Here is a 12,343-nt window from a genome sequence, read left to right as displayed (position 1 = left end):
ATCAGTCGATGCCGCAGGCTCGCCCGTGATCACGAGGCGACGGCCTCTTCCGCACTCGCCTTCTTCGTCCTGGCAGCAGCCATGATCCTCGTCAGACGCCTGGCACGAGCGTTATGAAACGGGGTCTAAAAACGAAAAAGGCCGCCCCGGTCGGGGGCGGCCTCGCGGTCCGATCCGGGATGCCGGACCGAAGGGCTTACTTGATCTTCGATCAAATCCAGTGGGTTTTTCTGAATTGTCCTGAAACAGACAAATGGCTGACAACGCTGAATTAACCGGTGTCAGCTTGTTTCGGAATTGTGCGTCTAGTAGCGTGGTTTTGTGACCCGGACGTGACCCGAGTTCGGAAGAGCGAGTTCAAATTTGCCTGCCCGAATCCTCACCGACGTCGAGGTGCGTTCGCTCAAGCCCGAGCCCAGCGGCCGGCTGATGATCTACGATGCGAAGGCCCGCGGCCTCTGCCTCCGCGTCTCGGCTGGCACCAAGGCCTGGAGCTTTGTCTACCGGCCCCGGGGCAGCGCACAGCAGCGCCGGTTCACGATCGGCGATTACCCCGCCTGGAGCCTGTCTCAGGCCCGAGAGAAGGCGTTGGCGCTCCGTCGGCTTGTCCAGGACGGCGGCGACCCGGTGGTGGCCGCCAAGGAGCGCAGCGAGGCGCTGACCGTCGCCGGCCTGATCGCGCGGTTCATCGAGTGGCACGCCAAGGTGAAGCTGCGGAGTTGGCGCGATTACGAGAGCCTTCTGAGCCGGGATGTGGTGCCCGTCCTCGGCCGACGGCTGGCGCACGAGCTCACCCGTGGCGAGGTGGCGAATCTCATCGACAAAATTGCCCTGCGCGCGCCGGTCGTCTCGAACCGCAATTTGCAAACCCTCTCGTCGGTTTACAGTTGGGCCGTGTCGGAAGGGCTGGTGCCGTCCAACCCGGTGATCGGCCTCAAGCAGCGGCACACCGAAGTGCCGAAGGAACGGGTTCTGTCGGACGCCGAGATTGCAGCCTTCTGGACGGCGAGCGCCGCGGCGGCGCCATCCTATCGTGACGCCTTCCGCTTGATCCTCCTGACCGGTCAGAGGCCCGGGGAATGTGCGGGGATCCTCGCCGAGGAGGTTGACCCAGTGAAGGCCACCTGGACGCTGCCGGCGGCCCGCACGAAGAACAAACGCCCGCACGCGATCCCGCTTGTAGGCGAGGCGCTCGCGATCGCGCGGCGATTGCGGTCGGAGACGCCGTCTGGCCGTCTGATCCTCAGTCCCCGCGGCAAGCCTCTATCCCCCCAAAACATGGCGAAGGCCTTCGAGCGCCTACGGGAAGGCATCTTCGATGAAGGAGCGACGCCGCACGATCTCCGGCGCACTGCGGCGACGGTACTTGGTCGCCTAGAGATCGATCGAATGACAATCGCCTATGTGTTGAATCACGCATCGACGACCAAAAGCACCGTCACCGGTTCAACCTACGACCAATACACGTACATGCCGCAGAAAAAGCGAGCGCTTGAAGCGCTTGATGCCGAGATCCGCTATGTCATCAGCGGTGTGCCGAGGCCTGACAACGTAACCGTGCTCAAGGTCGGTGCTTGAAATGTCCTACGCCCAGCATAAGGCGAACTGGGAGGTCTTCCAGGCCGATACTCAGAAGGTTATCGCGAAGACCCGCGAGGCCCATCATGTGACCGCACGCGATTTGATGAAAGAACTGGCTTTGCTCGCGCGCGTGACGGGTGACAATCGCTTCTCAGCTGCGCTTGAGGCCTTGCAAGAGAACCGACTCACGGACGAAAATGACGGATGGATCCGGAAATGGACCAAGGAAGGGTCTTACGACCCGGCTCCGATTTTCGTTGATTTCATCGAAGAGGAAATTGCTAAGGGTCGGAGTCTTCGAGAAGTCTGCGCGCAGATCGTCGCCGATTGCGTTCTGATGCATGCGACGTTCGAAGCAGGCGTTGCGCACGTCGAGCGAATTTGGAGGCGAGCGAAATCCGATCCGTTGGACATTGAGTAGGGAGCAGAAATCCAAGGCTGGATTTTTCCCTCCCACGTATTGTCCTGTGACGCGCTGAAAAATCCCGCACATTGTTGGTGTCGCCCGAAACATAGAGCGACGCACAATGACCGAACCCAACCGAATTCTTCGCTTCCGGGATGTCCGCGATCGAACTGGCCTTAGCCGCACGACGGTCTGGCGGCAGGTGAAGGCTGGCTCTTTCCCAAAGCCGGTCAACCTCACGAAACATGCTGTTGGCTGGCACGAAACGGATATCCAGGCATGGCAGGCGGGCCTCCGTCGCATCGGAGGCTCCGGGGGCGAGGCATGAGCGCTGTCATCCTCCCCTTCCCGCGGTCACGGGATCGGCATTTCATCCGCCGACACGCCGCCCACATGGCGCAAGCCAGAACAGCCGCGAAAGCCGAGGCACACATCGCGCGGCAGCTCGGGATCCAGGCTGAGACGCTTCAGCGACGCGGCGTTCTCCCGGACGTCGCCCGAGCTGAGCTTCAAGCGATCGAGGGCAATATCCGAGCGGCATGTTGGACCCTGCTGTTGGCTCCCGGCGGTGCAGCATGAGCGAGCACCTCACTGCCCGCCGGGTCGACGCAACAGGACGATCGACCGGCAAGTTCCTGGACTCGAAGTTCAAAAAGTTGAACAGCGTTCCGAGCGGTCAAGCCTTCGTCTGGTTCACGCGCGAAATGGTCGAGAGCCCGGCCTGGCGCGCGATGTCTCAGAATGCGCGCCTGGTCGTCGATCGGGTCTGCGTCGAGCACATGGCGCACGGAGGTGGCCAGAACGGTTCGCTCCCGGTGACCTACGATGATTTCGAGCGAACCGGCATCCGGCGGGGCAGCATCCGGCGGGCGATAGCGGAGGCCCTCGCCCTCGGCTTTGTTGAAATGACACGCAAAGGTACGCGCGGTTATGGCGACTGGGCCGGAGCACCGAGCCTTTTTCGCTTGGCGTGGTTGCCTACGAGCGAGAATGGCCCCGCCGCCTCGCCGAGATGCTGACGTGTAGCGCCTTCCACCGTAGTAGCGATCCGAATTCCGGAATTTTCGAATTACCCGAAATTCGATATCCGGAACTGGCGCTAATTCAAATATTCAATCCAGTCGATTGGCTATTTACAGAGACGATGAAGCGACTATCGTGAGTCATGTTGGTCGGCAGACCGATCAACCACTTGTCTGCTTTACCCGTGAATTAGAGATCCGCCGCAAGCCGCGGTGTGCAGCCGGGCCGACGCCCGAAGGAGAAGTCATGTCTGAAATCGAACAGGAACAGGCCCAGCGTGCCGAGAGCCTCAACAACGCTGTGAGAGGCACCATGGAGGAGTTCAGCACCAAGCCACAGCCGATCAATTCGAATCGTCGTCATCCGAGAAATGAATCGTCGGAAATCGATGACGCTCGCGATGCGCTGTCTGAGGCCATCCTTGAAACCGCACGGTGGCGCTTGGAGAAGGCCGAGCAATTCCCGAACGAGCCCCGAAATACGCCAGCCGCCGAATTGCTGAAGCGTATTGCGGCCAGCGTGATCGACGTGCCGGACGACCTTATGCGGGGGTATTCCGAGGCCTGGCACGACGAAATGGCTTCGCAGACCTCGGAGACGCAATCGGTGCTGCTGCGCGATATCGGCTTTCGAAGCGCCAGCGACACTGCAACGACGCTCGTCGAGCACCTGATGGAGCACGTCGACGACGCTCGCTCAGATCGAGCCCGGCGCTGATCTCGAAATAGAGCGGCTCGGGAAACGCCGGCCAGCGCTCCCGAGCCTCGATCCAATCCCCTCAGCAGGAAATCCGATCATGAATATCGATATCACGGCTCCGGCCGACCCGCACGCTCGCCCGCAGGTCGGGCCCGTCACGGCCGCGATCAGCGCCATGCGCGCCGCCGACCCGGAGCGCAGCGCCTTCCATGTGCTGCGCGGCAGCATCCTGGCCCAAATCGCCGCCGACGTCGCTCGCCTAGATCGTCTCGACGAGATCGGCCACCGCCTCGCCCTTCGCTGAACCGGCATTCCGCAATTCGCAATTCAAGAGACTCCTATGACGAAATCCAACCGCCGAATGCCTGTCCCGCTCGATGTTTCGTCCCGTCCGCCACAGACGGCGCGCGGTGGCTACATCATCGTTTGCCGCAACTCGACGAACGGCATCCTGATCCGAATTGCCGATAGGCCATACGAGCATGCCGACCAGGCTGACGCCGAGGCCCAGGCGCAGCGGATGGCTGACCGCTACCGCAAGGAGTTCGCTGTGTTCCGAGAAGTCGCTTCTGTGCTGCCTCCGCCCGCCGAGGTGGTGACAACCGCCCCGGTCGCTGATCCCGAGCCGTCCCCACCGCCTGCCGTGCAGGAGCCGGCACCGAGGCCCGCTGTAGTCGTTGAGCGCCGCACCAGGCGCCGCCTCGCGACCGGAGGGCGCCAGTAATGGACGCCCCCCGCTTCACCCCCTGCCGGTCTGACGACGAGATGCGGTCGGGCTGGCACGTCGCCCGCCGGCACGACACGCCCGACCCTCGCCGGTTCGAGCTTATCTATCTCGACGTGTGGGCCGACGATCGCGGCAACCTGTTCGCGCTTCACCGATGCGGGACCGGCACCGTGGAAAACCCGATGGAATGGGAGTTTTGCCACCGCGTCGTCGGCTTGCATTCCCCGTGCGACGACACGCTGGATCTCGACGCCGTGGAGATCTCCGCCGTCCGGCACTGACCGGCAAACCGTGCTCATCGCAGGTTCTCGCGGCCGCCCCTCATCGGGCGGTCGCTATTGAATCAGATTTCGTGTTATTTCAGATCCGTTGAAAAAACCTTGAGGTGCAGCGTGCGCCCAACTTCCCGCCTCGACCTCGCACACAAATCCGCCGTCACCGCCACGAACGCGGGACAGGCGACCGTTTCGGCGACCCGCCGCGATGGTCGGGGACTCGTGCATGTCGCCATGCTCCGAAAGCAGCGCGGCGCCTCGCATGGTGTCACCGCCCTCGACCTGACGATACCGCAGGCGATGCGCCTTCGTGCCGTCTTGGCCGAGGCGATCCGTGCGGCCTGCCCCGATGACGCCGCCCTGTCCGGTGTCCCCGAAGTCGACAGCGCCGCGTCAGGGGCGGCCGACGAGGATCGGCACCATGCCGGAGCCGAAGGCCAAGCCGCCTAAGCCGTCCCCTGAGTTCACGAGCTGGAAGCTCACAATTCAGCAAGCGGCTATTGCCGATCCTCGAATTGAATCCTCGCACCTTCGGCTGTTCCTCTACATCCTGCATCGGACGTGGGAGAAAGACCGGTACGCCATCGTGCATGATGAACTCATCATGGCGGCCGTCCGGGGCTTTGCCGTTCAGAGCACGATTTACCGCGCTAGGGTGAAGCTCTCGGAGCTCGGGTGGTGGTCATACAAATCCGGCTCCGGCACAGCGGCGACGGTTTATCACCCGCTGAACGCGAACGTTCGCGCGATCATGGTCAAGGTGAAGGCCGACGAAGCGCGAATTAATAAGGCGCAAGAGGTGCGGAAACGCGCTCGAAAAGAGGGCGGAGAGACCTTGCATTCACAGCACAAATCGGCGCGTGCGGAGGCCCGAAAAACGGGTCGGGTGTCTATGCAAATCGCTACACATTCGAGTGCGCTAAATGCAGGTATCACACCTTGCCTCACACCTTCCGACAAGGAGGCTACCGCAACGAGTCAGGACGTAGCTCTGGGCTCACGTCTGCCTGAGGTGCTGACCTCTCCGCTGTGTGTAGACTGCGGCTGCCCTGCCGTCGTTGAGCAGCGGCAGGGTCCGGGTGCGAGGTTCTATTCGTTGTGCCAGGAACACCGATCGCACGGTCCCGAAATTGAGGAGCGGCCAATTCCGTCGAACGGCAATTCGCCTACTCCCGAGCAAGGCGGGATCGAACCGGATGATGGCTACCGGTCTGCATCTCGGGGGTGATCCCTGAACTGCGATAGACCCGTGGATGGATTACGGAGGCCGCTGACAGGCTTGGAGACCTTCGAGGCGACGGGGAGAGCCAGTCTGAGCCTGTCGAGGCACCTGAGCGACCTCGTGAGAAGGCAGGTAGACTCCCGCATGGCCACCAATCGCAATTAGCCCTGCGACGAATTAAATAGGGAGTGATCCTGCAGCCTCTCGCCAGGTCGCGAATTAGGCCTTAACCGATCACGGATGCATAATGACGCCGGATGAACCGCGTTGACGGACGAACTGCCATGCGATCCAAGAAAAGACGCAGGCAACATCGAAAAGCATGGTGTCTCGCTTCAGGAGGCGAGAGGCTTCAAATTCACAACCTGCATCGTCAGTGAGGATACCCGGTTTGACTACCCTGAGCGCCGATGGCGGGCGATCGGACAAATCGGTTCTGAAATCTACTTCCTGGTTTTCGCCAGGACGGACAAACCGTTCAGACCAATTTCCCTGAGGAAGGCGGAGCCTCCCGAGGTGGTACAATGGAACGCGAAACAGCAAATCGCCTCGAAGCCCGTCAAGCCGACGATTACGAGTCCCACGAAGCCGACGGAATGACCGAGGCTGAATTGGATGGGATGATGCTGGGCTCGGATTTCTTCTCGCATGAGGAGCTAGCTGCGCTGAATCCGCCGTCATCCACCTCAAATACAAAGACCCGATTGCTTAGAAAGGTCTCTTCGAAGAAGACCTACAAATTCGGCGGTAGCGTTACATACTCCTACTCTGTTAAAACCATGGCCACTTCGGCGTTGGCGAGGCCACTCTCGCGCAAAGGCGATCGCCCTGCGGCACAGCCTCGAGGCGGTAGAAACAAAGTAGCGTGAAGGCGCCTTAAGCGCACCGACCATCCTCTACTCCTGACCTGACAGCACCGCCGGGATCCCCCGTGCGGTGCGTCCGCATGTCTGAAGCGTCTCGGGTGCTACCTCAGTCACCGCCGCCTTCTAACATCTATTAGGCCATCGACTCAAAATTTTCTGACTGATAAGCTGCGCGTCTCAAGAATTTATGACTGAGGCGACGGGTGACGGCCCTTTCTGCAAATCAGGATAGCGGCTTCGGCGGCGATGGTCGCCAAGCCGAATTAGCTGACTTCCAGAATTCGACGTTGCGATCCGGCCGGACGAACGGCATCGTTCCAGCACACCAGAAGTCGCGCCTCGGGCCGACCTGCACCCCAGCCACCTCTGCACCAATAGCGCCACGCGGCATCGCCCGGTGCTGCGTGCCTGCGCCTGCACTCGGAGCATCCGACATGCCAAGCCTATCGCCGCCTGCCGGGCCATCGCCTGCCCTTGCACGCATCCTCGCAGACCTAACCGCTGCAGGAGTCAGACCGACACACCTCGGCGTCATCTGCACCCCTGGCGACGTCGGCATGAGCGACCAGGAGATCAGGACGCTGGTCGACGAGCTCGCTCAGCACCCGCTCGATGAGGTGACCTCCCATGCCTGACATCGCTTGGTTGGCCGATCTCCTGAAGCGCGCACCTCTGATGCACGTCGACATGCAGGAAGCTGAAAAGGCCGGCGATGCCGCACGGTTGGCATATGGCCGAGCGGTCCAGGCATGGCGGGCAGAGGTGGCACTGGCGCTCACCGAGGCGCACCATCCCGCCACTGATGAACCCGACGCCTTCGCTCGCACTGCCACTGCATCCGCCTTGCTCCGCCTCGAAGCGGCCGAGTGAGCCGGCATCACCGTCTGATAGTCAAAGGGAGGGCGGGATCAAGAACTCTAGAAGCATAGGAAAGCCCTAACCGCACATGGTCCCATTCATAGACTTCGCGCGCGCGTTTCGAGGGCAAAACCTCCGGCCGTAGAACCCCAAGTAAGCTGTCTCATCCTCTTCGTAATGCGTATCTGAGGCGTCCAAAAATGGCCGATAAACCAAGTCCGAAAACCTCGCGAAACCGATCCGGTCGAACCGGGAAGGCGAAGGGCGGCCGCCCGACCCGCGCCGAGACATTGCGCCGGCGAGCTCTGGCGTGTGGCGTCAATCCGGAATGGGTCGACCCGCTTCGCATCTTGGCCGGTCTCGCGATCGACGAAGCTGCCCCTGCCGCGGCACGCGTGGCCGCATGTCGGGTGTTGCTGGTTCACTCGGGCCGGCTCTTGGCCCTGCTACCGCCGCAGCCAACCGACGACGAGGAATTGCCGGAGGACGATGTTCTGACACGTCGCGCTCTGGCGCTCATGGCCGGACGTGGAGGCATTCAATGAGCCGTGATCGTCCCATGCCGACCGCAGAGATCTACCGCGGCGTTCGAGTCTTCGCCTTGCAGACGCAAGAGCGGATCAATGAGGTGGTGAAGAAGGAGATCGACGCAGTTTTTGCCATGTCGGATGCGGTCGCGCTCGCGGACTATGCCGGAGATGCCAGCCATTCGCCTGAAGCCCGCCTATTTGCAGGCGCTCGCGTTGAGGCGCTTTGGGAAATGGCCGCAGAGGGCCGAGCGATCCGCCCTCCGGTAGATCTCGCTCGGCTCCGCGCAACGACGGCGGGCCTCGACTCTCTGCACTGGGTAAGCCCCTGGCGGCACGGCTCGCTCTTCGACCTCTGCAGAGCCATCGAGCGCAAAGTGCCGCTCACCGACGCCGAGATCGGGCGTTGAGATGCGCCTGCCCCACTTCGCTGCCATGCCGGCCGGGGATCGCGAGCCGCACGCCCGCCAGGTTGCCGACCGGTTCGTAGTAGCGCTCGCAGGGGTGAAATCGGCCCCCGCCCAAGCGAACCCACATCCAGCGCCGCACGGGATCGTACCATCGCCCGGCACCGCGCGGCGCTTTGCCGGCTGCATCGGGTCGCCTTGCGGCTCGGCCTCGCCGGGATCAGGCGGTTCGGGACTCAAGTGCTCAGGGCCCAGCGCTAGGTCTGCGATTTGCTCGCAGACAATGAGGAACCGACCTACGCCGTCGGAGGACAGCCGGTGTTCCTGAGCGTGTCACGGGACGGCACGATCACCACCAGCGCGGGGCCGGCGTGGCCGGACAGGATAGGCGAGCAGATCGACCCGACACAGGACATCTCGGAACAGGCTGTAGCCGCCTCCGCGCCTGCTACCGGGCAAATGAGCCGCCAACAGCGCCGGGAATTGGATCGGCAGGAGCGGCAAGCGGCGAAGCGGTCCGCCGCTTAAATCAATTCACCCACCGGCCCGACGACGGCAGGAGAAGCCGCGGCTGTTGTCCGACGTGGCGGCCCGGGATTGCTGAGGAGGACACCATGGGACCGGCCCGCATTCCGAACGCCGCCGTACTGATGCGCCTACCCGCGGGAGACCGCGCCCTGCGCCTCCGGTGGCTCGCACAGTGGCACAGCCAGCGTCTCGCGGCCTTCACCGCGTCAGGATCACCAAAGGGCGTCACGCGCCACCGCAAGAGCCTGCGGAGCGTCCAAGCGGTGGCGGCGCAGGTCGGGATTGATTGTAAGCGTTATTCGGACGCTAGAAATCCCGACACGGATTCCTGACGCCGATTGGCGGTTTTGAAACGCGAATGCTGCGCGAGCCTATGGCGTCAGATAAATGGTCGTTTTCTCTACATGCAGGCAGAAGCCGCCTTCCTTCCCCTTGCCCGTGCAGGCCGCGGGGCGCAGCATCGCCGGGCGCCCTATCGCGAGTAGGGTGGCAGGTGCCGACCGTGAGGCCTTGCTGTAGCTGCGCAAGGGCTTCGGGTTGGCCGGCGCATGGTCGGTGCGTGAGCAAAACCAACTGCTCACACTCTGCTTCGGGCTTCCCCAGGCGAACAAAGGGTGAAAGCGGGACGGTAGTGGTCGTTCCGCGTCTCAGATCCGAGTTTGCGACACGCCCCTTGACAAGCCCAAGCCCGCAGCACTCCATACAAAGAAATGGAGTAAAATTGATGACCACTTATTCAGGCGCTCAAAAAGCCCAGGATCAGACAATTACGAACAATGGCGGAGAAATCATATTTCTTGACCACAGTTCTGCGGCTAACAGCAGCTTAACAAACGAAAATAGTGGGACTATAAATTTTAAAGATCTAAGCACCGCTGACATGTCAAATCTAATTAAAAATAGATATGGTACTATCAATTTCTCAGGTGAAGCCACGGCAGGATCAGCCTCTATCGTAAATAATACGAACCACTATCCTGGCGTACCTGACCCGTGGACAAGTTCCACAACCTTCACTGGAAATAGCACGGCTGGCACAGCAAAAATTTTAAATAACGGTGGTGATTCACTGTCATTTGAAAATAATAGCTCAGCTGGATCATCGAATGTAGATAATCAAGGATATTTGATATTTAACGATAAAAGTACTGCTGGTAATTCAATAATTAGATACGGCTACGACTTCAAATCCGGCGGGGGTATGGAATTTTTGGACCAAAGCTCTGCGGGGAGCGCAACGATTTACAATTCTGAGAAGAATATTCATTTCAGCGCGAATAGTACTGCTGGACAATCAAATATTCTCCTTGGATCTTATGGAGCATCGGTGAAATTCAGTGATTCCAGTACAGCCGGTTCGTCTATCGTAAATAGTCAAGTCGGTTATATTGGCGGACATGTCGACTTTGAAGGCAATAGTTCTGCTGATAAATCCATCATCAATGGAGCAGTCGTCGCTTTCAGTGGCCACAGCACAGCTGGATTTGCCACTATAAAAGATGGCTATGTGGATTTTTCTAGTAGCTTGGGCACAGACGGAGACGGAAAAGTCAGCGTTGGTTCAATAGTAGATAGTCGCGTTTATCTTGGATCAACGCAGCTAACCATCGGCAGCACCAACGCGGATAGCAAGTTGATTGGTGCTTATGACGGCCCTGGCCCTATTACAGGATCAGGAGGATCCAATGGTTCACTCGTCAAGGTTGGTACGGGTACTCTCACGCTCTTGGGCGAGTTGGGAGATAGAGGGCCGATCTACACGGGTGGCACGACCCTGGTTGGAGGAACGCTGGTCCTCGCCTCAGAGCACGCCGCCGGTACAGGCGCGATCACGTTCACAAGCGGAGCACAAACGCTTCAAGTCGCGCAGTCGGCTTTCGGCGGGGCCGGTGGAACCTTGGAGAACACCCTCTCAGGCTTTGGCTTGGAGGATACCCTAGATCTGGCCGGAGTTGCCTACGCTGCTGGAGCAAAGGCAACACTGGCCGGGAACACGCTGACCGTGACGAGCGGTGGCGTAAGTGACAGCTTCGTCCTGAGTAACTACGACACCAATCACCCATTCCAGGTGACGAGCGACGGCTCTGGGGGCCTTCAGGTTCGCTACTCCACTCAGAGCCTACCTCAGGGGCCTGATACTCTGGTGGTTCGCGCCTCAGAGGACGCTTTCAAGGGCGATGCACATTTCATCGTCAAGGTCGACGGCCAGCAGATCGGGGGCGTCCAGGTCGCACATGCCTCCCATGCCCAAGGACAGTGGGAGAACATCACGCTGCATGGCAGCTTCGCCAGCGCGAACCGTGTCGCCGTCGAGTTTGTCGACGACCTCAATGCTGGGGCTGGGCAGGATCGCAACCTGTACGTCGATAGCATCAACCTGAACGGAACCACCTACAAGGGCAGCGACGCCAGCGTGCCGCACGGCCAGGGACAGACAACCTACTCGGCCGAGTTGTGGACGAACGCCAGCGCGGTATTCTCGACTGGTCCCGACACCCTCCACTTCCGCGTCTCAGAGGATGCTTACAAGGGCGATGCGCACTTCATCGTGTTGGTCGACGGCCAGCAGGTCGGTGGCGTCCAGGTTGCGCATGCCTCCCACGCTCAAGGTCACTGGGATGACATCACGCTGCACGGCAGCTTCGCCGGGGCAAACCATGTCGCCGTTGAGTTCGTCAACGACCTCTATGCGGGAGCTGGGCAGGACCGTAACCTGTACGTCGACAGCATCAGCCTGGACGGGCACGTCATCCAGGGAAGGGATGCGACGGTCGCCAAGGGCATCGGCCAGACGATCTATTCCGCTGAGCTGTGGACCAATGGCAGCGCTGACTTCAACGTCAGCAGCCTGCACCACGCAGACCTGATGGCGTGATCAACACCCACCAGCTCGGGCAGCCACGGGGCGCCCGAGCATGAGACCGTATGCTATTGCGGTGTTGCCATATGCTCTGACGAAAAAACGATCGTTTTTTCTGCACACGGCGCGAGTGTGACCGGCGCCATCTCAAATCCAGCGGAGGGTCATAAATGGCTACCGCGCTATGTCGGCCGCTGAATGCCAGGCCGACATCCGAACCGTTGTCGATATGGTACTCATTACAGGCAGCAGGCCCTTCGGCACCATCCTCAAAACCATCATCGCCTGAACCCGGCCATCACAGGGTAATTACTTATGGACAGTAAATTATTGTGATTTATTTAGCTTTTTCCAATAAATAAGC

14 protein-coding genes and 2 pseudogenes are annotated in these 12,343 nt (G+C 60.5%); 15 read left to right on the top strand and 1 reads right to left on the bottom strand.

Annotated features, from left to right (window positions below; translation table 11 throughout):
* The 3 genes and pseudogenes from FV226_RS24605 to FV226_RS24595 form a co-directional block, all read left to right on the top strand.
* Positions 1-117, top strand: a pseudogene (locus FV226_RS24605) (IS5/IS1182 family transposase); the annotation flags it as partial.
* A 246-nt stretch (positions 118-363) separates the two neighbouring features.
* A complete protein-coding gene (locus tag FV226_RS24600; protein WP_147764978.1) occupies positions 364-1,578 on the top strand; it encodes a site-specific integrase in 1,215 nt (404 codons plus the stop codon).
* A gap of 1 nt (position 1,579) precedes the next feature.
* On the top strand, positions 1,580-2,002 hold the full coding sequence (locus FV226_RS24595; RefSeq protein WP_147764977.1) for a hypothetical protein: 423 nt from the start codon (positions 1,580-1,582) through the stop codon (positions 2,000-2,002).
* 339 nt (positions 2,003-2,341) lie between these two features.
* On the opposite strand, the gene FV226_RS28185 is transcribed toward FV226_RS24595, so the two are convergent.
* On the bottom strand, positions 2,342-2,500 hold the full coding sequence (locus FV226_RS28185) for a hypothetical protein (protein ID WP_187278844.1): 159 nt from the start codon (positions 2,498-2,500) through the stop codon (positions 2,342-2,344).
* A gap of 62 nt (positions 2,501-2,562) precedes the next feature.
* On the opposite strand from FV226_RS28185, the gene FV226_RS24585 reads away from it, so the two are divergent.
* From FV226_RS24585 to FV226_RS24530, 12 genes and pseudogenes are all read left to right on the top strand, one after another.
* Entirely contained in the window at positions 2,563-3,006 is a 444-nt protein-coding gene (locus tag FV226_RS24585; protein WP_147764975.1) for a hypothetical protein, read from the top strand.
* A gap of 250 nt (positions 3,007-3,256) precedes the next feature.
* The gene (locus tag FV226_RS24580) at positions 3,257-3,727 is read left to right on the top strand and encodes a hypothetical protein (RefSeq protein ID WP_147764974.1); all 471 of its coding nucleotides are present in this window, start codon (positions 3,257-3,259) and stop codon (positions 3,725-3,727) included.
* A gap of 79 nt (positions 3,728-3,806) precedes the next feature.
* On the top strand, positions 3,807-4,013 hold the full coding sequence (locus FV226_RS24575) for a hypothetical protein (RefSeq protein ID WP_147764973.1): 207 nt from the start codon (positions 3,807-3,809) through the stop codon (positions 4,011-4,013).
* 36 nt (positions 4,014-4,049) lie between these two features.
* Entirely contained in the window at positions 4,050-4,433 is a 384-nt protein-coding gene (locus tag FV226_RS24570; RefSeq protein WP_147764972.1) for a hypothetical protein, read from the top strand.
* On the top strand, positions 4,433-4,717 hold the full coding sequence (locus tag FV226_RS24565) for a hypothetical protein (RefSeq protein ID WP_147764971.1): 285 nt from the start codon (positions 4,433-4,435) through the stop codon (positions 4,715-4,717). Before FV226_RS24570 ends, FV226_RS24565 begins: the two co-directional genes overlap by 1 nt.
* Positions 4,718-4,945: 228 nt before the next feature.
* A complete protein-coding gene (locus FV226_RS24560) occupies positions 4,946-5,161 on the top strand; it encodes a hypothetical protein (protein ID WP_147764970.1) in 216 nt (71 codons plus the stop codon).
* A complete protein-coding gene (locus FV226_RS24555) occupies positions 5,133-5,939 on the top strand; it encodes a hypothetical protein (protein WP_147764969.1) in 807 nt (268 codons plus the stop codon). Before FV226_RS24560 ends, FV226_RS24555 begins: the two co-directional genes overlap by 29 nt.
* A 261-nt stretch (positions 5,940-6,200) precedes the next feature.
* Positions 6,201-6,533 carry a BrnT family toxin gene (locus FV226_RS24550; RefSeq protein ID WP_147764968.1) on the top strand — a complete coding sequence of 111 codons (333 nt, stop codon included), beginning with the start codon at positions 6,201-6,203 and terminating at the stop codon, positions 6,531-6,533.
* 893 nt (positions 6,534-7,426) lie between these two features.
* Complete coding sequence (locus FV226_RS24545) at positions 7,427-7,669, top strand: hypothetical protein (protein ID WP_147764967.1); 243 nt, start codon at positions 7,427-7,429, stop codon at positions 7,667-7,669.
* 547 nt (positions 7,670-8,216) lie between these two features.
* Positions 8,217-8,594, top strand: coding sequence for a hypothetical protein (locus FV226_RS24540; RefSeq protein WP_147764966.1), 378 nt, complete (start codon positions 8,217-8,219; stop codon positions 8,592-8,594).
* Between the two features lie 1,029 nt (positions 8,595-9,623).
* Positions 9,624-9,737 (top strand): annotated as a pseudogene (locus FV226_RS24535) (IS6 family transposase); the annotation flags it as partial.
* 106 nt (positions 9,738-9,843) lie between these two features.
* Entirely contained in the window at positions 9,844-11,994 is a 2,151-nt protein-coding gene (locus FV226_RS24530) for a carbohydrate-binding domain-containing protein (RefSeq protein ID WP_147764965.1), read from the top strand.
* Positions 11,995-12,343 lie beyond the last annotated feature (349 nt).

It is taken from the genome of Methylobacterium sp. WL12 (assembly GCF_008039475.1).
GTDB classification, from domain to species: domain Bacteria; phylum Pseudomonadota; class Alphaproteobacteria; order Rhizobiales; family Beijerinckiaceae; genus Methylobacterium; species Methylobacterium cerastii.
The sequence above is the reverse complement of the archived record's forward strand: the minus strand, read 5'-3'. Positions and strand labels throughout refer to the sequence as shown.